Annotated in this window: 25 protein-coding genes; 17 read left to right on the plus strand and 8 right to left on the minus strand. The window is 64.5% G+C overall.

Features of this window, described 5'->3' with window-relative positions; genetic code table 11:
- The first annotated feature begins 141 nt into the window (after nt 1–141).
- The 12 genes from EV669_RS00770 to greB all read left to right on the plus strand — a co-directional run bounded on the left by EV669_RS00770 (nt 142) and on the right by greB (nt 8,991).
- Nucleotides 142–720 (plus strand): AAA family ATPase, encoded by a 579-nt coding sequence (locus tag EV669_RS00770; protein ID WP_083460518.1) that lies wholly within the window; start codon nt 142–144, stop codon nt 718–720.
- Between the two features lie 200 nt (nt 721–920).
- On the plus strand, nt 921–1,142 hold the full coding sequence (locus tag EV669_RS00775) for an RNA-binding S4 domain-containing protein (protein ID WP_054285488.1): 222 nt from the start codon (nt 921–923) through the stop codon (nt 1,140–1,142).
- The gene (locus EV669_RS00780) at nt 1,135–1,323 is read left to right on the plus strand and encodes an oxidoreductase-like domain-containing protein (RefSeq protein WP_054285489.1); all 189 of its coding nucleotides are present in this window, start codon (nt 1,135–1,137) and stop codon (nt 1,321–1,323) included. The genes EV669_RS00775 and EV669_RS00780 overlap by 8 nt, the downstream gene beginning before the upstream one ends.
- Nucleotides 1,323–2,174 carry a 3',5'-nucleoside bisphosphate phosphatase gene (locus tag EV669_RS00785; RefSeq protein WP_055434178.1) on the plus strand — a complete coding sequence of 284 codons (852 nt, stop codon included), beginning with the start codon at nt 1,323–1,325 and terminating at the stop codon, nt 2,172–2,174. Before EV669_RS00780 ends, EV669_RS00785 begins: the two co-directional genes overlap by 1 nt.
- Nucleotides 2,175–2,192: 18 nt before the next feature.
- Nucleotides 2,193–2,813, plus strand: a complete 621-nt coding sequence (locus EV669_RS00790) for an L-threonylcarbamoyladenylate synthase (RefSeq protein WP_132097631.1) — start codon at nt 2,193–2,195, stop codon at nt 2,811–2,813.
- Nucleotides 2,814–2,829: 16 nt separating this feature from the next.
- The gene (locus EV669_RS00795) at nt 2,830–3,462 is read left to right on the plus strand and encodes a site-2 protease family protein (RefSeq protein ID WP_055434177.1); all 633 of its coding nucleotides are present in this window, start codon (nt 2,830–2,832) and stop codon (nt 3,460–3,462) included.
- A 36-nt stretch (nt 3,463–3,498) separates the two neighbouring features.
- Nucleotides 3,499–4,695 (plus strand): tryptophan--tRNA ligase, encoded by a 1,197-nt coding sequence (locus EV669_RS00800; RefSeq protein ID WP_132097632.1) that lies wholly within the window; start codon nt 3,499–3,501, stop codon nt 4,693–4,695.
- Nucleotides 4,696–4,826: 131 nt separating this feature from the next.
- Nucleotides 4,827–5,645, plus strand: coding sequence for a segregation and condensation protein A (locus EV669_RS00805; RefSeq protein ID WP_132097633.1), 819 nt, complete (start codon nt 4,827–4,829; stop codon nt 5,643–5,645).
- A gap of 13 nt (nt 5,646–5,658) precedes the next feature.
- A complete protein-coding gene (locus tag EV669_RS00810; RefSeq protein WP_132097634.1) occupies nt 5,659–6,156 on the plus strand; it encodes a GNAT family N-acetyltransferase in 498 nt (165 codons plus the stop codon).
- A gap of 80 nt (nt 6,157–6,236) precedes the next feature.
- Complete coding sequence (scpB, locus tag EV669_RS00815) at nt 6,237–6,860, plus strand: SMC-Scp complex subunit ScpB (protein ID WP_132097635.1); 624 nt, start codon at nt 6,237–6,239, stop codon at nt 6,858–6,860.
- A gap of 190 nt (nt 6,861–7,050) precedes the next feature.
- Nucleotides 7,051–8,322 (plus strand): 23S rRNA pseudouridine(2605) synthase RluB, encoded by a 1,272-nt coding sequence (gene rluB, locus EV669_RS00820; protein WP_404810829.1) that lies wholly within the window; start codon nt 7,051–7,053, stop codon nt 8,320–8,322.
- Between the two features lie 111 nt (nt 8,323–8,433).
- Nucleotides 8,434–8,991 carry a transcription elongation factor GreB gene (greB, locus tag EV669_RS00825; RefSeq protein WP_132097637.1) on the plus strand — a complete coding sequence of 186 codons (558 nt, stop codon included), beginning with the start codon at nt 8,434–8,436 and terminating at the stop codon, nt 8,989–8,991.
- A gap of 20 nt (nt 8,992–9,011) precedes the next feature.
- Here the strand turns inward: greB and EV669_RS00830 are convergent, their stop codons facing one another.
- Nucleotides 9,012–9,449 (minus strand): MarR family winged helix-turn-helix transcriptional regulator, encoded by a 438-nt coding sequence (locus tag EV669_RS00830; RefSeq protein WP_054285499.1) that lies wholly within the window; start codon nt 9,447–9,449, stop codon nt 9,012–9,014.
- 77 nt (nt 9,450–9,526) lie between these two features.
- Between EV669_RS00830 and EV669_RS00835 the strand changes: the two genes are divergently transcribed.
- Nucleotides 9,527–10,675 carry an aminotransferase-like domain-containing protein gene (locus tag EV669_RS00835; RefSeq protein ID WP_132097638.1) on the plus strand — a complete coding sequence of 383 codons (1,149 nt, stop codon included), beginning with the start codon at nt 9,527–9,529 and terminating at the stop codon, nt 10,673–10,675.
- A gap of 95 nt (nt 10,676–10,770) precedes the next feature.
- Here EV669_RS00835 and EV669_RS00840 read toward each other — a convergent pair whose 3' ends face one another.
- From EV669_RS00840 to minC, 4 genes are all read right to left on the minus strand, one after another.
- Nucleotides 10,771–11,709 (minus strand): hydrogen peroxide-inducible genes activator, encoded by a 939-nt coding sequence (locus tag EV669_RS00840; protein ID WP_132097639.1) that lies wholly within the window; start codon nt 11,707–11,709, stop codon nt 10,771–10,773.
- 3 nt (nt 11,710–11,712) lie between these two features.
- Nucleotides 11,713–11,976, minus strand: coding sequence for a cell division topological specificity factor MinE (minE, locus tag EV669_RS00845; protein WP_054285502.1), 264 nt, complete (start codon nt 11,974–11,976; stop codon nt 11,713–11,715).
- Nucleotides 11,977–11,979: 3 nt separating this feature from the next.
- Nucleotides 11,980–12,792, minus strand: coding sequence for a septum site-determining protein MinD (gene minD, locus EV669_RS00850; RefSeq protein ID WP_054285503.1), 813 nt, complete (start codon nt 12,790–12,792; stop codon nt 11,980–11,982).
- Between the two features lie 61 nt (nt 12,793–12,853).
- Nucleotides 12,854–13,573: a septum site-determining protein MinC gene (gene minC, locus EV669_RS00855; protein WP_132097640.1), complete on the minus strand. Its 720-nt coding sequence runs from the start codon at nt 13,571–13,573 to the stop codon at nt 12,854–12,856.
- A 340-nt stretch (nt 13,574–13,913) separates the two neighbouring features.
- Here minC and EV669_RS00860 point away from each other — a divergent pair, with 340 nt between their 5' ends.
- Complete coding sequence (locus EV669_RS00860) at nt 13,914–14,495, plus strand: phasin family protein (protein WP_054285504.1); 582 nt, start codon at nt 13,914–13,916, stop codon at nt 14,493–14,495.
- A 195-nt stretch (nt 14,496–14,690) separates the two neighbouring features.
- Here EV669_RS00860 and ada read toward each other — a convergent pair whose 3' ends face one another.
- A complete protein-coding gene (ada, locus tag EV669_RS00865) occupies nt 14,691–15,878 on the minus strand; it encodes a bifunctional DNA-binding transcriptional regulator/O6-methylguanine-DNA methyltransferase Ada (protein WP_132097641.1) in 1,188 nt (395 codons plus the stop codon).
- A 226-nt stretch (nt 15,879–16,104) separates the two neighbouring features.
- On the opposite strand from ada, the gene EV669_RS00870 reads away from it, so the two are divergent.
- Complete coding sequence (locus tag EV669_RS00870) at nt 16,105–16,854, plus strand: SDR family oxidoreductase (RefSeq protein WP_055434452.1); 750 nt, start codon at nt 16,105–16,107, stop codon at nt 16,852–16,854.
- A 196-nt stretch (nt 16,855–17,050) separates the two neighbouring features.
- On the opposite strand, the gene EV669_RS00875 is transcribed toward EV669_RS00870, so the two are convergent.
- Both EV669_RS00875 and ppa read right to left on the minus strand, forming a co-directional pair.
- Nucleotides 17,051–17,722 (minus strand): hypothetical protein, encoded by a 672-nt coding sequence (locus EV669_RS00875; RefSeq protein ID WP_055434415.1) that lies wholly within the window; start codon nt 17,720–17,722, stop codon nt 17,051–17,053.
- Nucleotides 17,723–17,844: 122 nt separating this feature from the next.
- Nucleotides 17,845–18,378, minus strand: a complete 534-nt coding sequence (ppa, locus tag EV669_RS00880; RefSeq protein ID WP_054285507.1) for an inorganic diphosphatase — start codon at nt 18,376–18,378, stop codon at nt 17,845–17,847.
- Between the two features lie 119 nt (nt 18,379–18,497).
- Between ppa and coq7 the strand changes: the two genes are divergently transcribed.
- The gene (gene coq7 / locus EV669_RS00885) at nt 18,498–19,121 is read left to right on the plus strand and encodes a 2-polyprenyl-3-methyl-6-methoxy-1,4-benzoquinone monooxygenase (protein ID WP_054285508.1); all 624 of its coding nucleotides are present in this window, start codon (nt 18,498–18,500) and stop codon (nt 19,119–19,121) included.
- 66 nt (nt 19,122–19,187) lie between these two features.
- Complete coding sequence (locus EV669_RS00890) at nt 19,188–20,168, plus strand: serine/threonine protein kinase (RefSeq protein WP_207913760.1); 981 nt, start codon at nt 19,188–19,190, stop codon at nt 20,166–20,168.
- Nucleotides 20,169–20,176 lie beyond the last annotated feature (8 nt).

Here is a 20,176-nt window from a genome sequence, read left to right on the forward strand (position 1 = left end):
TTGCCGCTTTTTTGTGCAGTGGGCGCCGGGCCGCCTCCAGCAAGGGTCCTGTTGGGTTTTCCACAGTCCGCACACAGGGCTCTCCCCAGCGGCTGTGAAAAAGCGTCCGGCCCGGTAGGGCGGTCACCGTATAATGAAGCCATGCCTGTCGTGAACGATGTCCTGTCAAGGCCGCCGCTTGGGCTGGCGCTGGCGCTGCTGGGGCCCGAATCCAGCGGCAAGAGCACGTTGGCCCGTGACCTGGCGTCCACTCTGACGCAAGCCGGGGTGCAGGTGGCGCTGGTGGAGGAGTATGCCCGCGCCTACTATGCAGAACGTCCTTACCGGCCCACCCTGTCCGACGTGGAGGCGATCGCCCGCACGCAACGGGAACACGAACTGTCGGCACGCCTGCGCGCCGACCTGGTGCTGTGCGATACCGCCGGTCTCACTACCGCCCTTTGGGCGGAGGTGGGCTTCGGGCACTGTCCCCGCTGGCTTGCAGAGGACGCACGGCGCCCCTATCTCCTAAGGGTACTGGTGCTGCCCGACATCCCTTGGTCGCCCGACCCGCTGCGCAGCCATCCGCACGCCCGCTGGGCCCTGCTCGAACGTCACCGGGACTGGCTGCGCGCCGCCGGCCTCCCCTGGACGGAAGTGGGGGGTAGCCGTGAGGCGCGGGTCGCGTCGGTGCTCGCCGCCCTGCGCATGCTGTGGCCCTCCGGGTTGCCCAAAATTTGAGCGCCCTCGGAAATAGTCCATGTTTTCATCCCCTTGCGCGCTCTGTCCACAGGCCCTGCACAGGGCTGTACAGTGTGGTGGTGGATAGCCGGGGCGCACTGCACAAAAAACAGGCATAAGAAAAATGTTTCGAACAAACAGGCGCTTGATGTGCCTATCCACAGCCCACACACAGGGCTGTCCAGACTGGATGTGAAAAAATGCATGAAACCTATACGTTGACCACCGACTACATCGCTCTGTGCGACCTGCTCAAGACCTGCGGCATCAGCGAGACCGGCGGTCAGGCCAAGCACACGATCGCAGAAGGGCGGGTGCAGGTGGACGGCCAGACCGAACTGCGCAAGACCTGCAAGATCCGCGCGGGGCAGGTGGTCAGCGGTGATGGCTTCCAGATCGATGTGGTGGCCGGGCATGACTGAGCCGGACGACGTGTTCGACCCCGAACCGGAAGCGCCGCTGCCGCCCGAGGAAGGCATGTGCTGCGGCAGCGGATGCGAGCCCTGCGTATGGGACACCTACAACCTTGAGCTGGCCCGCTATCGCGAAAGGCTGGCCCAGTGGCAAGCGCGCGAGGCGGCGCGTGCCACGGAAGGGCACTGATGGCAACGATCGACCTGCACTTTCACTCCAATGCTTCGGATGGAGGACTCGCGCCCGGGGCGGTGATCGCCCGCGCCCATGAACGCGGCGCCACCCTGGTGGCACTGACCGACCACGACTGCACCGCGGGCCTTGCCGAGGCGGCGGCCACTGCTGCCAGTCTGGGGGTGGGCTTCGTTCCCGGAGTGGAAATCTCGGTCACCTGGAACCAGCGGCATACCCTGCACATCGTCGGACTGGGCATCGACCCTGCCCATCCGGCGCTGATGGCCGGCCTGAAGTCCATCCGTGACGGACGTATCGAGCGGGCACGGGCAATGTCCGCCTCGCTGGAGGCGGTGGGCATCCGGGGGGCTTTTGAGGGAGCGATGGCCTTGTGCGACAACCCGGAAATGATCGGGCGCACCCATTTCGCGCGCTTCCTGGTGCAGGCCGGTCACGTGCGAGATGTGAAGGCAGTTTTCCGCAAGTACCTCACCGGCAACAAGCCCGGATACGTGCCGCACCAGTGGGCAGGGTTGGCCGAAGCCGTGGGCTGGATTCGGGCCGCCGGCGGCATCGCGGTGATTGCCCACCCCGGCCGCTACGACATGGGGCGCACCCTGATCGAGCGGCTGATCTTCGACTTCAAGGACGCCGGTGGCGAAGCTATCGAGGTGGTCAGCGGCAGCCATAGTCTAGATGATATGCATCGATTTGCCCTGATTGCCGACCGTTATGGCTTGCTGGCCAGTGCGGGCAGCGACTTCCATGCCCCGGGCGAGGGCGGGCGTGACGTTGGCAGCACCACCGACCTGCCACCCGTGTGCGTGCCGGTATGGACACGGCTGCAGCCCCTGGCAGCAGCCTAAGATTAAGGACCTTCAAACATGTCGCAGTTCTTTGCCGTTCACCCCGACAACCCGCAGCAGCGCCTGATCCGCGAAGCGGTCAAGCTGCTGCGCGAAGGCGCGGTGATCGTCTATCCCACCGACTCCTGCTATGCGCTGGGCTGCCAGATCGGGGATAAGGCCGCCATGGAGCGGCTTCTGGCGATCCGCCAGATCGACCTCAAGCACCATCTCACCCTGGTCTGTCACGACCTGTCCGAACTGGCCAACTATGCCCGGGTAGACAATGCGCAGTTCCGCATGCTGAAGGCCGCCACGCCGGGGAGCTACACCTTCATTCTGCAGGCCACGCGCGAAGTGCCGCGCCGTCTGCTGCATCCCAAGCGCTCCACCATCGGCCTGCGCGTACCCGATCACAAGGTGGCGCTGGCCCTGCTGGAGGAGCTGGGCGAGCCCATCCTGTCATGCACACTGATGCTGCCTGGCGACCAGGAGCCGCTGACCGACCCCTACGAGATCCGCGACCGGCTGGAGCACAGCGTCGACCTCATCATCGACGGCGGCTGGTGCGGAACCGAGCCCACCACCGTGATCGACATGACCGATGGCGTAGAGCTGGTACGCCGAGGCCGTGGCGACCCTGCCCCGTTTGGCCTGTGACCGCTGCAAGGACCCCATGGAAGACCTGATCCAGAAAATCACCATCTACGCGCTGCCGGTACTGTTTGCCATCACCCTGCACGAGGCCGCCCATGCCTATGCAGCCAAGCGCTTTGGCGATGCCACCGCCTACATGCTGGGGCGCATGACGCTCAACCCGCTCAAGCACATCGATCCGATCGGCACAGTGCTGCTGCCCTTGCTGTCCGTCACGCTCGGCGGCTTCATTTTCGGCTACGCCAAGCCCGTGCCCGTCAACTACGGTGCCTTGCGCAACCTGCGCTCGGGCATGCGCTGGGTGGCGGCCGCCGGGCCGCTGGCCAACCTGGCGATGATGTTCATGTGGGTGCTTCTGCTGCGGCTGGCGCTGATCATGGACAACGCCTACACCGAACCGCTGATGCTGATGAGCAAGGCGGGCATCCAGATCAACATCGTGCTCATGGTGCTGAACCTGCTGCCACTGCCACCGCTGGACGGCTCACGCATTGTGGAGAGCTTTCTGCCGCCGCGCCTGGCCTGGCAGTATGGCCGGCTGGAGCCGTATGGCATGTGGATACTGCTGGCGCTGCTCGTGACGGGTGGTCTTTCGGTGATCCTGCGGCCTTTCCTCAGCCTGATGTATGATCTGGTCGGCCTGTTCTTCTGACCGTAACCGAACCAGATTCAAGAGAGTTTCCTCACCATGCACGCAGAACGCATTCTTTCCGGCATGCGCCCCACCGGCAGCCTGCACCTTGGCCACTACCACGGCGTGATCAAGAACTGGGTGGCGCTGCAGCACAGCCATGAATGCTTTTTCATGGTGGCCGATTGGCATGCGCTCACCACCAACTTCGACGATGTGTCGGTGATCGGCCGCTCGATCAACGAGATGGTCATCGACTGGCTGGCCTCGGGTGTGGATCCTGAAAAGTCCACCATCTTCGTGCAGTCCCGCGTGCCTCAGCACGCCGAGTTGCACCTGGCTCTGTCCATGGTGACGCCGTTGTCGTGGCTGGAGCGTGTGCCCACCTACAAGGATCAGCTGGAAAAGCTGAGCCACAAGGATCTGACCACCTACGGCTTCCTGGGCTACCCACTGCTGCAGGCTGCCGATATCCTGGTCTACAAGGCCGGCCTGGTGCCGGTGGGCGAAGATCAGGTACCGCACATCGAGCTGACCCGCGAAGTGGCGCGTCGTTTCAACCACATGTTCGGTCGCGAGCCCAACTTTGAGGAGCTGGCCCGTGCCGCTGTGAAGAAGATCGGCAAGGCCGGCAGGCAGTTCGAAGCGCTGCGCACCGCCTACTTGCAGGGGGGGGATGCCGAGGCGCTGGAAAAGGCACGGGCAATCCTGGCCGCCAGCCAGAATCTGGGTGCGGCCGACCGGGAGCGGCTGACCGGATGGCTGGAAAACAAGGGCAAAACTATCCTGCCCGAATGTGAGGCCAAGCTCACCGCTGCTTCTAAGATGCCGGGGCTGGATGGACAGAAGATGTCCAAGTCCTATGGCAACACCATCACCATGCGCGAAGCGCCCGAGGCGGTGTCCAAGAAGATCCGTGCCATGCCTACCGACCCGGCGCGGGTGCGCCGTACCGACCCGGGCACTCCGGAGAAATGCCCCGTCTGGCAGCTGCACGAGGTCTACAGTGATGGCGATACCAAGGCATGGGTGCAGGCCGGCTGTACCAGCGCCGGCATTGGCTGTCTGGACTGCAAGCAGCCGGTGATCGATGCGGTGGTGCGCGAGCAGCAGCCGATGTTCGAACGCGCAGAACGATACGTTTCCAACCCGAAACTGGTGGCCGAAATCCTCGCCGAAGGCAATGCACGGGCCGAAAAGGTAGCGCGCGAAACCATGCGTGACGTGCGTGCTGCGATGGGGCTGGGTGCCTGAAGCCGTATTGGAAGCGCCACCTTTTCCATACAAGCGGGCTCAGGCCCGCTTTTTCGTGTCCATGACCGTATGGCGGTCGCCACGGTCGCCCGCGTACAATCTTTCTTCCTCCTGCCGCTCCGTGCTTGCCGATGACCGATGCCGAATTCGCGCTGACTGCGCCCGAACTGCCGCCAAGCGTGCCGATCGCGCATGTCTTCGGCCAACCGGTGCTGGACGTGCCGCAGGATCTCTTCATCCCCCCCGATGCGCTCAAGGTCATCCTGCAGAGCTTCGAGGGGCCGCTCGACCTGTTGCTGTACCTCATCCGCCGCCAGAATCTTAACGTGCTCGATATTCCGATGGCGGAGATCACCGCCCAGTATCTGGGCTATATCGAAGCCATGCGCTCCGAGCGCCTGGAACTGGCGGCCGAGTATCTGCTGATGGCCGCGCTGCTCATCGAGATCAAGTCGCGCCTGCTGCTGCCGCGGCCCCCGGTGGACGACTCGGGCGAGCCGGAGGATCCGCGCGCTGAGCTGGTGCGGCGTCTGCTGGAATACGAGCAGATGAAGCTGGCCGCGCTGGAGCTGGACAAGCTGCCGCAGGCCGACCGGGATTTCGCCTGGCTGGCGGTGCTGTTCGAGCGCCCCGCCGAGGCACGGTTGCCCGAGGTGGCACCGGCCGACTTGCGCCAAGCCTGGCTTGCCATTCTCTCCCGGGCCCGGCACAAACGCCATCACAAGGTGGAGAAAGATGAACTGTCGGTGCGCGAGCAGATGAGCTGGATCCTGCGCTATCTGGATGGGCGTGAGTACGTGCCGTTCGAAGCGCTGTTTCAGCCCGAGAAGGGCATTCCGCATCTGGTGGTCTCTTTCATCGCGGTGCTGGAGCTGGTGAAAGAGGGCATGGTTCGGGTTAGCCAGGAGGCCGCCTACCAGCCCATCTACGTGCGCCTGGCGCTGGCGTGAGGAAGGCGCCCGCATGCAGATTGTTCCGATGCAGGCTTCACACTGGCCCCAGGTGCGTGCCATCTACCAGACCGCGATGCAGCACGGTGGGGCCACCTTTGAAACCGAACCGCCGGCGGACTGGCTCGCTTTTGCCTCAGGGCGGCTTAAGACCGGCCGTCTGGTGGCCGTGGAGGGCGCGCGGGTGCTGGGCTGGACGGCCTTAACCCCCTACTCCTCCCGTTCGGTGTACCGTGGCGTGGCCGAACTGAGCATTTACTTGGCCGCAGACGCCCAGGGCCAAGGGCTGGGCAGCCGACTGATGGAGGCGCTGGTCTTGGCGAGCGAAGCCGAGGGCTTCTGGACCCTGCTGGCCGGCATCTTCCCCGACAATGTCGCCAGTTGCCGCTTGCATGAGCGACACGGTTTCAGGAAAGTGGGCGTGCGTGAGCGCATGGGGCGGCATCCGCTGAGCGGACGCTGGCTGGACGTGCTGCTCTACGAACGGCGCAGCCTGCTGACGGGCCGCTGAAAACGCATTCGCGCGTAGAGCGAAATGCGTGTAAAATCCGCGGCTTCCCGCGTTTTCCTCCCCAGACGTCCGCCGGCTCAATGTCCACTATCACCGACCTCAAGTACATCAAGATCGTACTGGAAACGGCGCTTCTTACTGCCGAAGAACCGCTGACGGTGGGCCAGTTGAAGAAGCTCTTCCCCGAAGAGTTGAAGACGGCACTGATCAACGGACTGGTGGAGGAGATCCAGCAGGACTGGCGCGGGCGCGGAGTGGAGCTGGTTAAACTCGCCTCCGGCTGGCGCTTTCGCGCTCGGGCCGAGTTTGCGCCCTATCTTGCACGGCTGACGCCGGAAAAACCGCCGCGCTACTCGCGGGCCGTGATGGAAACGCTGGCCATCATTGCCTATAAACAACCGGTCACCCGGGGCGACATCGAGTCGATCCGCGGGGTGTCGGTATCGAGCAGCGTCATGCAGTCGCTGGCGGAACGGGGCTGGATCGAGGTGATCGGCCACAAGGACGTGCCCGGCCGCCCCGGCCTGTATGCCACCACCCGCAAGTTCCTCGACGATCTGGGCTTTGCCACCTTGCGCGACCTGCCACCTCTGGCGGACCTGGGCACACTGGTTGTGCCCGATCCTAGCGCGGAGGCGCCGGCTGAAGGACCGGCCGATGACGAGGATGCCGCCAGCGAAAACACGGCAGCCCTGCTGCCGTAATTCGGCCGGAGTGTGATTCCGGCCAGCCGGCTTGTCTGCCGGCTCAACATGTTTAGGAAACACAATGTCTAAAGGACAACGCCACGCACGTCAGCCGGTGTCGCGGGTAAAGGGCCGCGAAACTTCGCAGCCACGCCACCCGGGGACGGGCCGCGACAATGGTTCGGGCAAGAGCCCGGCCAAAAGCTTCATCCAGCCCCGTCAGGGCGGCGCAACGCCGCACCCCAAGGGCCCCCGCACGTCCGGCCTACGGGCAGAGGGCAGCGATAGCCGTTTCGAGAAGCGCACGCCTTACGGCGAGCGCGATGACAGTCGTCAGCCGGGCGGCCGCCGCCCGCAGTCGGGCAAGCGCTTCGAACAGCAGGGCAGCGACAGCCGTTTCGAGAAGCGCACGCCTTACGGCGAGCGCGATGACAGTCGTCAGCCGGGCGGCCGCCGTCCGCAGTCGGGCAAGCGCTTCGAACAGCAGGGCAGTGACAGCCGTTTCGAGAAGCGCACGCCTTACGGCGAGCGCGATGACAACCGCCCTGCAGGCCGCAGGGAAGCGTCCGGCGCGGACGAGGGCTTCGGCCAACGTCGCCAAGTGCCGGCCCCGCTGGTGCAGAAGGCGAAAAAACTGCGCCTGCGCAGCCCCAGCCAGAAGATTCAGGACAAATCCAAGCGTCTGCGTGAAACACGGGTGGATCTGGACGAAATGGAGCCGATCCGCCTGCAGAAGGCCCTGGCCGCTTCCGGTGTGGGCTCGCGCCGTGAAATGGAAGAGTGGATCGAGGCTGGCCTCGTCACGGTCAACGGCAAGGTCGCTACCTTGGGCGACCGCGTGGGTCCGCGCGACCGTGTGATGGTGAAAGGCGATCAGATCAAGCTCAAATGGGCAGACCGCCTGCCGCGCGTGATCATGTACCACAAGCAGGAAGGCGAGCTGGTGACCCGTGACGACCCGCAGGGCCGGGTGACGATCTTCGACCGTCTGCCACAGGCCAAGAGCAGCCGCTGGGTGGCCATCGGTCGACTGGATGCCAATACCTCCGGCCTGCTGCTGCTGACCACCAGCGGCGAGCTGGCCAACCGCATGATGCATCCCAGCTTCGAGGTGGAGCGCGAATACGCGGTGCGGGTGCTGGGCGAGGTGAGCACCGACATCATGAAGGCGATGACCGAGGGCGTGGAGCTGGAAGACGGCCCGGCCCGCTTCGAGCGCATCTGGCATCAGCAGGACAATGAAGAGAGTGCCAATCACTGGTACAACGTGGTCATCAAGGAAGGACGCAACCGCGAGGTGCGGCGGATGTTCGAGGCCTTCGGGCTGACGGTGAGCCGCCTGATCCGTGTCCGCTTTGGCAAGCTGGGCCTGCCGCCGCGCCTGAAGCGGGGCCAGTTCTACGAGCTGAACGAAGCCGAAGTGGCCGCCGTGATGAAGTGGTGCGACCTGACCATGACCGGCCGCCAGAAGCGCCGCTGAGTTCCGCGGCCTCCCAGGCTTGAAACGCAGCCTCCTGCGCCGTATGGTTGACGGCCCGGGAGGCTTTTTTACGGCCTCTGGACCGGGCCTTTTCCACCGTAACGAACAGCCATGAGCAAAGCCTTTACCAAAGAGAGCGACGACGCCCCCGAGGATGACCTGCCCGCAGACCGGGTACTGCCGGCCTCGACCAAGAATTACATCACACCGCTGGGTTGGAGACGGCTCAAGGAAGAACTGTATCACCTGGTGCACCGTGAACGGCCAGAGGTGGTGCAGGTGGTTAACTGGGCCGCGAGCAATGGCGATCGCTCGGAAAACGGGGACTACCTCTATGGCAAGCGTCGTCTGCGCGAGATCGACCGCCGCATCCGCTTCCTGACCAAGCGGCTGGAGATTGCAGAAGTGGTGGACCCTGAAACGCGTGAGAGCACCGACCAGATCTTTTTCGGCGCCACCGTGGTCATGCTGCGCGGAGACGGCAGCGAGCAGATGGTGCGCATCGTGGGGGTGGACGAGATCGATCTGGCGCGCGGGCACATCAGCTGGATCGCACCGATCGCGCGAGTACTGATCCGCGCCCGTGAAGGCGATACCGTGATCTTCCGCGGCCCCGAGGGCGAGGAGGAGATCGAAATTCTGGAAGTGCGCTACGAAAGGATAGAGTAGGGGTTGGCCGAAGGCTGGGGTCAGCCCCCAGCGCGCATCAGGATGCTGTTGACGGCCAGCCAGCCCTCGGTAGCGCTGCTGCCGGCTTCGCCGAAGGCCTGGGTCAGCAGGCGGGCCTGCTCGCGGTGCAGGGCTTCCTCCAGCTTCTTGCCCTCCGGAGTCAGCGTCAGCCGCTTGACGCGCTTGTCGTGGTCGGCGGCCTCGGTGGCCACCAGTCCCATTTCGATCAGCTGGCGCAGGGGGATGTTGATGGCCTGTTTGGTCACGCCGAGCGAAGCCAGCAGGTCCTTCACGCTCAGCCCGGGGTAGTGGGCCACGAAGAACAGGATGCGATGGTGGACCCGCGCCAGGCCACGCCGGGCAAGCATCTCGTCGGGTTTGGCCGTGAAGGTTTTGTAGGCATGGAAGAAGGCTTCCATGGCAGCACGCCAGTCGGCGGCAGAACTATGGTCGGACATGTTGACTTGCTTGGCAGGGCGGGTTAGTTTCGGTCAAACAGTTTGACATTATAAGCATCAGGCAGAGAGAGGTTACCATGTTTTCAGAACGCATCGAGCGCCTGACCGGGTCGCTCATCCGGGAAATCCTGTCGGCGGCCCAGCGTCCCGAAGTCATTTCCTTCGCCGGCGGTCTGCCGGCCCCGCAGTGCCTGCCCGCACTGGACTTCAGCGCGCTGCCGCCGGGGCTGGCCCAGTACGGCACCACCGAAGGCGAGCCGGCCCTGCGCGAGGCGGTGGCGGCCCAGGCGCGCGACAGTCTGGGCATCGACTGCCAGGCCGAGCAGGTGCTGGTGCTGTCCGGCTCGCAGCAAGCCATCGACCTCATCTCCAAGCTCTTCATCGACCCGGGCACGCCGGTGCTGACCGAAGGCCCCACCTATCTGGCGGCGCTGCAATCGTTCAACCTGTTTGGTGCACGGATCACCGCCGTGCCACAGGAGGATGGTGCGCTGTCGCCGGCCGCGTTGGCCGAAGCCTTGGCTCGGGCCCAGCCCCGCTTCAGCTACCTGATTCCCAGCTTCCAGAACCCCTCCGGGGCCTGCTATACCGAGGCCAACCGCCGCGCGTTGGCTGAGGTGCTGGACCATGCAGGCGCGCCGGTGATCGAGGACGATCCGTACCGGGCACTGTCCTACGATGGCGAAGCGCCGGCTCCGCTGGTGTCCCACCTGAAGAAGGCCCCTTGGGTGTATTGCGGCTCCTTTTCCAAGACGCTGGCACCGGGCTTGCGGGTGGGCTTCCTGATCGCCTCGCCGGATCTTTATCCCTATCTGGTAAAGATCAAGCAGTCCACCGACCTGCATACCAACCGGCCCGGCCAGTGGCAGGTGCTGCAGCTTCTGCAAAGTCCGGACTTCCCTGCCCATCTGGACCGCCTGCGTGCGGTGTACCGGGCGGGGCGAGATGCAATGCAGGCCGCGCTGGAGCGACATTTTGCCGACCTGGCCGATTGGGAAGTGCCCAAGGGCGGGCTGTTCTTCTGGTTGACGCTGCGCACCCGCCAGGACACCCGGGTACTGATGCAGCGAGCCCTGGCACATGACGTAGCCTTCATGCCGGGCGAGCCGTTCTATCCGGTGCCGGAAGAAGGGCTGGGCCACCTGCGCCTGAACTTCAGCCATGCCTCGGCCGAGCGTATCGAGGAAGGCATTGCCCGCCTGGCCCAGATCATCCGTAACGCCTGAGCGACACGGCAAAAAGGTTGGCCGAAGCCTGCATGCGGGCTTCGGCCAACCTTTTATTGCTTTTGAGGTCCCCAGCTTAGGAAGAGGCGTAGGGCTCAGGCGGCAGCGGACGCCTCCTCCAGCATCGTCACCCCCTCCAGCCGTGACCGGAACACCGCCTGCTGCAGTGTCTCGATCGCTTTTTTGCGGAAGAACTGCTTGCGCGTTACCAGCATCACGCGCCGGGAAGGCACTGGCGCATTGAAGGGCACCACCGAAATCAGCGCCTCGTCGGCCGCGCCCACCGACGTCACCGGCATCACCGTCACCCCCATGCCACTGGCCACCATGTGGCGGATGGTGGTGAGCGAACTGCCCTGCAGCGACGCGGCCATGGCGTTGCCCTGTGCCTGGCGGCTGGCCATCTCGCTGCAGGCCTGCAACACCTGGTCGCGGAAGCAGTTGCCCTGCGTGAGCAGCAGCACACTCTCTTGCGAAAGCTCGCTGGCGGCGATCGTCGTGCGCTTTTCCCACGGGTGTCCCTTGGGCGTGGCCACGACGAAGGGTTCCTCGTACAGCGGCCATGAAACCGTGCCGGGCTCGTCGAACGGGTCGGCCACGATGATCGCATCCACTTCGCCACGCTTGAGCATTTCAGCCAGACGGGCGGTATAGTTCTCTTCCAGGATCAGCGGCATTTCGGGCGCCAGGATGCGCAGCGCCGGGATCAGCTTGGGCAGCAGGTACGGGCCCACCGTGAAGATCACCCCCAGCTTCAGCGGCCCCACCAGCTCGTTCTGATGCTCACCCGCCAGCCGCTTGATCGCGTCGGCCTCCTCCAGCACCCGCTGCGCCTGTTCGATGATGCGCTCGCCGATCTCGGTTACCGCCACTTCCGGGCCACCGCGTTCGAACAGCGTCACGCCCAGTTCGTCTTCCAGTTTCTTGATCGCGATCGACAGCGTCGGCTGGCTGACGAAGCAGCGCTGCGCCGCCCGGCCGAAATGGCGTTCCCGGGCCACCGCAACGATGTAACGCAGTTCAGTCAGGGTCATGGGTCAGCGCTGGTTTTCAGGCAGGACGATGTTCACTTCCAGCACCTCGAAATTGTCCTGGCGCTCCAGATGCACCTTGATGTCGTCCTGGTTTACGGCGACATATTTCGAGATCACTTCCATCAGCTCGCGCTGCAGGGCCGGCAGATAGTCCGGGGCGCCGCCACCACGACCGTTGCGCTCGTGTGCGAGGATGATCTGCAGGCGCTCGCGTGCAATCGCTGCGGACTTCTGGCGTTTACCAAAGATTTTTTCGATCAGGGACATGGCTTAGCCTCCGAACAGACGTTTGAGGAGGCCGACCTTCGGCGCTTCGACGAAGCGCATCGGGCGCTCTTCGCCCAGGAAGCGTGCCACGACGTCGCTGTAGGCTTCGGCCACGTCCGAGCCCTTCAGATGAATCGCCGGCGAACCGGCGTTCGAGGCCTGCAGCACCGCCTGCGATTCGGGAATCACGCCGATCAGTGGAATGCGCAGTATCTCCTTCACGTCGTCCACCGACAACATCTCACCCTTGTCCACCCGCGCGGGGGAGTAGCGCGTGATCAGAAGGTGTTCACGCACCGGTTCGCGGTTTTCCATGGCGCGGCGCGACTTGGAGGCGAGGATGCCCAGGATGCGGTCGGAGTCGCGCACCGACGACACCTCGGGGTTGGTGACCACAATGGCCTCGTCGGCAAAGTGCAGGGCCATCAGCGCCCCCTTTTCAATGCCCGCTGGCGAGTCGCACACGATGTACTCGTAACCCATGTCGGCCAGCTCCTTGAGCACCCCCTCGACACCCTCTTCCGTCAGGGCGTCCTTGTCGCGCGTTTGCGAGGCCGGAAGGATGTAGAGGTTGTCGCAGTGCTTGTCCTTGATCAGGGCCTGGTTCAGGCTGGCTTCCTTGTTGACCACGTTGATCAGGTCGTACACCACCCGGCGCTCGCAGCCCATGATCAGGTCCAGGTTGCGCAGGCCCACGTCGAAGTCGATCACGACCGTCTTGTGGCCACGCAGCGCCAGGCCGGAAGCGAAGCTGGCACTGGTGGTGGTCTTGCCCACACCGCCCTTGCCGGACGTTACAACGATGATTTTTGCCACGGTTATTCCCTTGTTTGAATGCTTGATGCCGGGGCAGCCCGCATCGGGCCTGCCCGTCGTTCTATTCGTGCAGTGCCTTCATCACCAGGCGCTCGTTCTCCAGATAGATCTGGGTCGGCTTGTGGCGGATGCTGTCGGGCAGGGCCTGCTCGATGGTGCGGTAGACGCCGGCCACGGACACCAGCTCCGCTTCCATGGCCTGGGTGAAGATGCGGGCGGAGGTGTTGCCGCGCGCGCCCGCCAGTGCACGACCACGTAGCGGGCCGTATACATGGATGTTACCGTCGGCGATCACCTCGGCACCGGCGCTGACCACCGCCAGGATGACGAGGTCCCCACCCTTGGCGTAGATCTGCTGCCCGGCCCGGACCGGCCGATCGATGATCAGCGAAGTAGCCGGCTCTTGCGCCGGGGCGACCGGGGTCGCTGCTGCGGTTTCCTGGATAGGGCCTGAGGACCGACCGCCGCCGGTGGTGAAGCCCAGTCCGTAGCGGCTGGCCAAGGCTGCCTGTGCCGGATCGGGGTGACGCAGTGCCACCACCTTGATGCCGTGGCGACCCATGAGGGGTAGAAGGCTGCCTAGGTCCACACCTTCGAGGGAGGGCAGCGCCTCCAGGCCGAGCACAAAGGCTTCGCTCTGGCCGTTGGCCGAAAGGTGGGAAAAACGGCTTTGCAGGGCCGGCTCCAGTTGCGCCGGATCGGTGCTGCGCAGGACCAGCGCGAGCAGGTCGAGACTGGCGGATTTGATGTCGAAGGCCGGGGCCGGGGCGCTGATTGTCATGTTCAAAGCCGGAATAGTTTTATTTTATGGGGCGAGTGTACTGGCTTGAAGAGGGGCTTTCAATCGCGAGCACCCGCCGCGCCCGCGACGACTGGCGTAAGGGGTGCGTCGTGGCTGCCGGTAGCGGACGTCCAAGTCGTGGACTGTAACCGGCCTGCAAGACAAGTGTTGTAAAAACCCAATCAAATAAGTGGCTTGCTGGATGGGTATGTTGCACTGCGACATTGACCTTGAGAGGTTTAATGTCTAAAGTGGGTATTGCTGCAGTGCAGCAAAAGGCAGGTCATGGTGAACCTTTGTAGCCGCGTTGTCTTAAACCCCCCCTAATTGAGGAACTGTCATGTTCAACACCAGCCAAGAGTTTTCCGCACTTGGGCAGGCGCAAGTCGACAAAGCTGTCCGCCTGTCCTCCATCCTTCTGTCCGGCACCGAACGCCTGATGAACCTGCAACTGGACATTGCCCGGCGTGCCCTGAGCGACCAGGCTGATACCTTCCGTTCGCTGACTCAGGTGCGTGAACCTAAAGCCTTGGCCGAACTGCAGGCCGGCTATGCCCAGCCCGCCATTGACCGCGCGTTCGCCAATGCCCGCAACTTCTATGATGCCGCCGTGGCCACCCAGAACGAGCTGACCGCCTTCATCGAAGAGCAGGTGGCTGATACCAATCGCCAGATGCTGGGCATGCTCGACCGTGTGGGCAAGAGCGCCCCGGTTGGCTCGGACGCTGCCGTCACCGCACTCAAGACCTTTGTCAATTCCACCAACGCTGCGCTGGAAAGCGTGTCGCGTACGGCCCAGAAGGTGGGAGCTGAGTTGGCCGAGGCCGGTGTCGAAGCCGCCACCAATTCGGCCAAGGCTGCCACCGCCGCTGTGCCGCGCAGCAAGAAGCCGATCGCTCAGGCCGTGGAAGGCCAGGGCTGACCGCCTCCTTGCGTTGCCTGCAAAAAACCCGCCTCTGGCGGGTTTTTGTTTGTGCTCCTCGGCCGTTCATTCAGGAGAGGACGACCACCGAAAGGGGCCACTCTACGCCCTGTGCCGGACGAGTGGGCGCTGCAGCGCCACCAGCCGGGCCCGGCGAACAGTTGTCCGGCCCGCTCCCGGCGCCTGGATGCTCGGTCATGCCTCTGGCTTTGCCGGACCGGGCGATGAGGTTGCCTTTGCAGAGGGGGAGAGCGTATGGCCCGCTTCCTTGTCCAGCAGTGCGCGCTTGCGCTCCACCCCCCAGCGGTAGCCCGAAAGCGAGCCATCAGTCCTGACCACGCGGTGACAGGGAATCGCCACCGCCAGCGTATTGGCCGCACACGCCTGTGCCACCGCGCGCACGGCGGTCGGGGCACCGATGCGTCTGGCAATGTCGGCATAACTTGCCGTCTGGCCAGGCGGGATGTCCCGCAGAGCCTGCCATACTCGCTGCTGGAAGGCGGTACCCCGGATGTCCAGAGGCAGATCGCACCCCAGTCCGGGCGCTTCGACCATGCCCACCACCTGTGCTACCAAACGATCGAAGTCGGGGTCGTCGCCGACGAGCCGGGCCTTGGGAAAGCGATCCTGCAGCGCCTGAGCCAGTGCATCCGGATCCTCTCCTAGAGAAATGGCACACACCCCCTTGGCGCTGCACGCCACCAAGAGCGCCCCGAGCGTACATTGCGCGATCGCAAAGGTGATATCGACCTCTCGCCCACCATCGCGGTAGAGGGTAGGCGACATCCCAAGGAGGGCGTCGGATGCTTCATAGAAGCGGCTGTTCGACCCGTAGCCCGCGCCATAGATGGCCTCGGCCACCGTTCTGTCGGCATGGGCGAGCGCCTCACGGATGGCCTGACGCTGGTGGGCTTGGGCATAGGCTTTGGGTGTCAGTCCGGTCACTGCCTTGAAACGCCGGTGGAAATGATAGGGGCTGAAGCCGACGGCCGCAGCCAGCACCCCCAGCGGAGGGGGCGTTTCGGCTGTTTCGATCAGGCGGCATGCCCAACTGATGGCGGCTGCTTCCCTTTTGGCCAAGGAGAGCCCATCGGGCTGGCAGCGCTTGCATGGACGGAAACCGGCCGCCCGCGCCTGTTCGCCCGAGATATAGAAGGCCACATTGCTGCGTTTGGGCAGACGGGCGGGGCAGCCCGGGCGGCAGTAGATGCCGGTCGACCGCACTGCGTACACAAAGGCGCCGGCTGCCTGGCCATCCCGAGTTGTCAGAGCCTCCCAGCGTTGTTCATCGTCAACAAACAACGCTTCCTGAGGCCGGCTTTCCGGAACATGCCGCCGGTGGTGCGTACCGGTGGGAGAGGGGTCTGATCGGTCGGTGGACATGGCTCGGCTCCGTGCACGGCTGCGTTGATGGATAAGGTGTTTATAGCACCCGGCGATATCGCCAAAACTCCGGATATTGCTCTCAAATTGAGAAGCCTATTTTCCCCTTTTCCCCGTGATCTCTGCTTTGTCCGGAGCGAGGATGCCACCGCAAGAAACGGAGTGATGTGCGCCTGATCGCCCCCTAAGCTGTGTCGTACATCCACAGAAAAAGGAAGTGCAGATCATGACCCTTCTGAATGAAAAGGTGGCTATCGTCACCGGCGCGTCTTCCGGCATCGGCCAAGCGATCGCCGAACTGTTCGCTGCCCAGGGCGCAGCCGTTGTGCTGGCTGCGCGCAACGCCGAGCGGCTCGACCAGGTTGTCCAGCGCATCCGGCAGGCGGGCGGACGGGCGCATGCGGTGGCGGGCGACGTCAGCGAAGCCGACACCCACATCCGGCTGATAGAGGTTGCAGAACGGGAGTATGGCGGTCTTGACATCGCCGTCAACAATGCCGGGACCGTCGGCCCCATCCAGCCGCTGGCCGATTACCCGCTCGAAGCGTGGCAGCAGACCCTGGCCGTCAACCTCACGGCGGCCTATCTGGGGGCTCGCAGCCAGATTCCGGCCATGCTGGCGCGGGGCAGCGGGGCTCTCGTCTTTACCTCGAGTTTTGTCGGCACCAGCGTGGGTCTGCCGGGCATGGCGGCCTATGGCGCGGCCAAGGCGGGTCTGATGGGGCTGGTAAAGGGCGTCACGGCCGACTACGCTGCCCAAGGTATCCGCGCCAATGCGCTGCTGCCTGGCGGGGTGGACACTGCGATGGCTGGGGACGAACGGCAGAAGGAATGGGCAGCCGGTCTGCACGCGATGAAGCGGATAGCCCGTCCGGAGGAGATCGCCTCTGCCGCGCTGTTCCTCGTGAGCCCGATGGCAAGTTTTGTCACCGGCGCTGCCCTTTTCGCGGATGGGGGCAATGCGGCGGTCAAGTGAACGGCGTAAGCGCCCCGGGGCGAATGGACTCCGCCCGAGGGGAGGGGGCGGGGTATGCATCAACAGCAGGGTGCCCGCCTTCTGGCCGTCCCCAGCTTTTCTGAATACGGGGCCGCAGGGTGCCTGGCCCGCCACGCGCTTTCCAGCCAATGCCCTGCATGAAGCAGGCCACCTTCTGCGGGCGGTACCCTAAGTCTCAGCACCCCTGTGTGCCGGGGTTGGCCGAAGCCTCGTGCGTTGGGGCACCGGTCAGCGGTTCCAGCAGGGTGAGCAGAAAGGCTGCGAGTGCCTGGGCAAAGTGGGCGTGGCCGGGGGCAGGGGGGAGGCTGACCGGGTTGGCCGAAGAGGGCGGTAGCGGATGGCGCGCAAGGTAGGCGCGGGCGCAGGCCGCAAGAGGTGGAAGCAGACCCTGCTGGGTCTGCAGCAGCCGCCACGGATCAGCCAGCATCGCCTGCAGACTGTTCGGCGTCGCACCCTGCGGGAAGACAGCCGGCCCACAGGCATAGGAGAAAAGCTCCAGCACGCGCCCTACGAACAGCACGCTGCCGGCAGGGCCGCAGCACAGCCACATTCCCCTAGCCGGAGCCAGGGCATCCAGCAGCGGCTGCCAAGCCGCCAGGCTGGACGGTGTGCCTTCGGCCAGCAGCAAAAAGCCCATCGCCTCGCCCGGTTCCAGCCAGCGGGCCGCCACGGCGGCTTCGGCCTGACAGCCGAAAGGCACGCCGCTTTGGCCCAGGGCCAGCCGCCGCCCGTCGAGTACGGCACAGGGGGCTGTGCCCGCTGTGTGCCGGACGTCCCAGCCCAGCCGCCTCAGGCGGCGGCCGATCAGGTGGAGATAGGGGGCGGAACCTTCAAGGGTGAGCTGCAACGGGCCGGTCCTGGAAAGAAGGTGCCCGACGGGCACGCTGACTGCCATTGTTTCACAGACGTGCATGCTTTAGTCAGGCAAAACAAAAGCCGGCCCGCAGGCCGGCTTGGTGCAGGAGAGGCTCAGCCTTCCTTGCCGAAGCGCTCGATGCCTTCGAGCAGTTCGGTCTTGGCGTCTTCCAGTGTGCCCCAGCCCTGGATCTTGACCCACTTGCCCTTTTCCAGATCCTTGTAGTGCTCGAAGAAGTGCACCATCTGGTTGCGCAGCAGTTCCGGCAGGTCTTCCAGCTTCTGGATGGACTTGTACATCGGGCACAGCTTTTCCACCGGCACGGCCACCAGTTTGGCGTCCACACCGCCGTCGTCTTCCATCTTGATGAGACCGAGGGCACGGCAACGGATCACCACGCCCGGCGGCAGCGGGAACGGGGTCACAACCAGCACATCCACCGGGTCGCCGTCGCCGGCCAGCGTCTGCGGTACGAAACCGTAGTTGGCCGGGTAGAACATCGAGGTGCCCATGAAGCGGTCAACGCACAGCGCGCCGTATTCCTTGTCGAACTCGTACTTGATGGGGGCGCTGTTGGCGGAAATCTCGATGATGACATTGAAATCGTTCGGCATGTCCTTGCCCGGGCCGATGCGCTCGAAGTTCATTGTTCCAATCCTTTTTGCCGTTGAACATGGGTGGGTAAACTGGCCGATTATAGCAGCCGCCCGGAAGGGTGAAACGGTATAATCGCCGTCTGAAGAAACCGCAACCTGTAAGGAGTGCCATGTTTCCCGATTCGCTGATTGTGGAATTCGACCGCGGCCTGCGGACGCTGTTCGCCTCGGCCACCAGCGCACGCAGCCACCCGGACGCCGGCCTGACCGAGACGGAGCTGTCGGATGCCGAACGCCGCCACGCGCTGGGCCTGATGCGGGTGAACCATTGTGGCGAGGTCTGCGCGCAGGCGCTTTATCAAGGGCAGGCCTTGACTGCGCGCAATCCTGCGGCGCGCGAGGCGCTGCGTCATGCCGCCTTTGAGGAGGTGGAGCACCTGGCCTGGACGGAGAAGCGCATCCGGGAGCTGGGCGGTCGTACCAGCGTCTTCAATCCGCTGTGGTACACCGGTTCGCTGGCCATTGGCGTGGCCGCGGGCGTGCTGGGCGACAAGTGGAACCTGGGCTTCCTGCGCGAGACCGAACACCAGGTGGGGGCGCATCTGGACAGCCACCTGCAGAAACTGCCGCTGCAGGATGAGAAGAGCCGGGCCATCGTTGCCCAGATGCGGGACGACGAGCTCAAGCATGCGGACATGGCCGAGGCACACGGCGCGGCCCGGTTGCCGCTGCCGGTCCGGGCAATGATGAAGCTTTCGGCCAAGGTGATGACCGGTACCAGCTACTACGTGTAACCGAATTCCCGCATACTGGACCACCAAAGCCGCCTTGGGCGGCTTTGTCTTTTGGAGCGGATGACAATGATCGAAGCAACGCCTTACGAACACCTTACCCCCGACTGCGTGCTGGATGCACTCGACAGCGTGGGCCTGCGCGGCGACGGTCGGCTCCTGGCGCTCAACAGTTTCGAGAACCGGGTGTATCAGGTGTGGCTGGAAGAAGGAGGCGCTGTGGTGGCGAAGTTCTACCGCCCGGGCCGCTGGAGCGATGAGGCCATCCTGGAAGAACACGCCTTTGCCACCGAGCTGGCTGCTGCAGAGATCCCGGTCGTGGCACCACTGATGCTGCCGGAAGCCACGCTCCATTACCACGGTGGTTACCGCTTCGCGGTGTTTCCGCGACAGGGCGGACGGGCGCCCGAGCTGGATCGACCGGACGTGCTGGAGCGCATTGGCCGCTTCCTGGGACGTCTGCATCTTCAAGGGGGCGCGCGGCCTTTCCGTCACCGGCCGGTGCTCGACCCCCACTCCTTCGGCGAAACCCCTCGTCAGTGGCTGCTGGAGCATGCGCCCTTGCCGCCGGAACTGCGCGATACCTGGGCCGGGGTCAGTCGACAGGCACTGGACGGGGTGGCCCGCTGCTACGAGCGCGCCGGAGAGGTGGCACTGATCCGTCTGCATGGTGACTGCCATCCGGGCAACATCCTTACCACAGACGCAGGTCCACACTTCGTGGACCTGGACGACAGCCGGATGGGGCCGGCAGTGCAGGATCTGTGGATGCTGCTGTCGGGCGACCGCGCGGATCAGACCCGGCAAATGGGTATGCTGCTGGCCGGCTACGAGGACTTCCGTGCCTTCGACCCGTGCGAGATGTGGCTGCTGGAGGCTCTGCGCACGCTACGGCTGATCCACTACAGTGCCTGGATTGCCAGCCGCTGGAACGACCCCGCCTTTCCGGCCGCGTTTCCGTGGTTCGACTCCCCGCGTTACTGGGAGGCGCGCATTTTGGAACTGCGCGAGCAGGTGGCGCTGATGGACGAGCCGCCCCTGCCAGTGTGAGCCACCAC

The sequence above is a fragment of the Gulbenkiania mobilis genome, from assembly GCA_004346645.1.
Classification (GTDB): domain Bacteria; phylum Pseudomonadota; class Gammaproteobacteria; order Burkholderiales; family Chromobacteriaceae; genus Gulbenkiania; species Gulbenkiania mobilis.

What these genes read in the sequence shown, in the direction of transcription:
- scpB (WP_132097635.1), top strand. Translation starts at nt 6,237, where the DNA reads ATGTCCACTATCACCGACCTCAAGTACATCAAGATCGTACTGGAAACG.
- EV669_RS00830 (WP_054285499.1), bottom strand. Translation starts at nt 9,449, where the DNA reads ATGTCCGACCATAGTTCTGCCGCCGACTGGCGTGCTGCCATGGAAGCC.
- EV669_RS00840 (WP_132097639.1), bottom strand. Translation starts at nt 11,709, where the DNA reads ATGACCCTGACTGAACTGCGTTACATCGTTGCGGTGGCCCGGGAACGC.
- EV669_RS00870 (WP_055434452.1), top strand. Translation starts at nt 16,105, where the DNA reads ATGACCCTTCTGAATGAAAAGGTGGCTATCGTCACCGGCGCGTCTTCC.
- EV669_RS00800 (WP_132097632.1), top strand. Translation starts at nt 3,499, where the DNA reads ATGCACGCAGAACGCATTCTTTCCGGCATGCGCCCCACCGGCAGCCTG.
- greB (WP_132097637.1), top strand. Translation starts at nt 8,434, where the DNA reads ATGAGCAAAGCCTTTACCAAAGAGAGCGACGACGCCCCCGAGGATGAC.
- ppa (WP_054285507.1), bottom strand. Translation starts at nt 18,378, where the DNA reads ATGAACTTCGAGCGCATCGGCCCGGGCAAGGACATGCCGAACGATTTC.
- EV669_RS00890 (WP_207913760.1), top strand. Translation starts at nt 19,188, where the DNA reads ATGATCGAAGCAACGCCTTACGAACACCTTACCCCCGACTGCGTGCTG.
- EV669_RS00785 (WP_055434178.1), top strand. Translation starts at nt 1,323, where the DNA reads ATGGCAACGATCGACCTGCACTTTCACTCCAATGCTTCGGATGGAGGA.
- EV669_RS00805 (WP_132097633.1), top strand. Translation starts at nt 4,827, where the DNA reads ATGACCGATGCCGAATTCGCGCTGACTGCGCCCGAACTGCCGCCAAGC.
- EV669_RS00810 (WP_132097634.1), top strand. Translation starts at nt 5,659, where the DNA reads ATGCAGATTGTTCCGATGCAGGCTTCACACTGGCCCCAGGTGCGTGCC.
- EV669_RS00795 (WP_055434177.1), top strand. Translation starts at nt 2,830, where the DNA reads ATGGAAGACCTGATCCAGAAAATCACCATCTACGCGCTGCCGGTACTG.
- coq7 (WP_054285508.1), top strand. Translation starts at nt 18,498, where the DNA reads ATGTTTCCCGATTCGCTGATTGTGGAATTCGACCGCGGCCTGCGGACG.
- EV669_RS00775 (WP_054285488.1), top strand. Translation starts at nt 921, where the DNA reads ATGCATGAAACCTATACGTTGACCACCGACTACATCGCTCTGTGCGAC.
- EV669_RS00835 (WP_132097638.1), top strand. Translation starts at nt 9,527, where the DNA reads ATGTTTTCAGAACGCATCGAGCGCCTGACCGGGTCGCTCATCCGGGAA.
- ada (WP_132097641.1), bottom strand. Translation starts at nt 15,878, where the DNA reads ATGTCCACCGACCGATCAGACCCCTCTCCCACCGGTACGCACCACCGG.
- minC (WP_132097640.1), bottom strand. Translation starts at nt 13,573, where the DNA reads ATGACAATCAGCGCCCCGGCCCCGGCCTTCGACATCAAATCCGCCAGT.
- EV669_RS00860 (WP_054285504.1), top strand. Translation starts at nt 13,914, where the DNA reads ATGTTCAACACCAGCCAAGAGTTTTCCGCACTTGGGCAGGCGCAAGTC.
- EV669_RS00780 (WP_054285489.1), top strand. Translation starts at nt 1,135, where the DNA reads ATGACTGAGCCGGACGACGTGTTCGACCCCGAACCGGAAGCGCCGCTG.
- EV669_RS00790 (WP_132097631.1), top strand. Translation starts at nt 2,193, where the DNA reads ATGTCGCAGTTCTTTGCCGTTCACCCCGACAACCCGCAGCAGCGCCTG.
- minE (WP_054285502.1), bottom strand. Translation starts at nt 11,976, where the DNA reads ATGTCCCTGATCGAAAAAATCTTTGGTAAACGCCAGAAGTCCGCAGCG.
- EV669_RS00770 (WP_083460518.1), top strand. Translation starts at nt 142, where the DNA reads ATGCCTGTCGTGAACGATGTCCTGTCAAGGCCGCCGCTTGGGCTGGCG.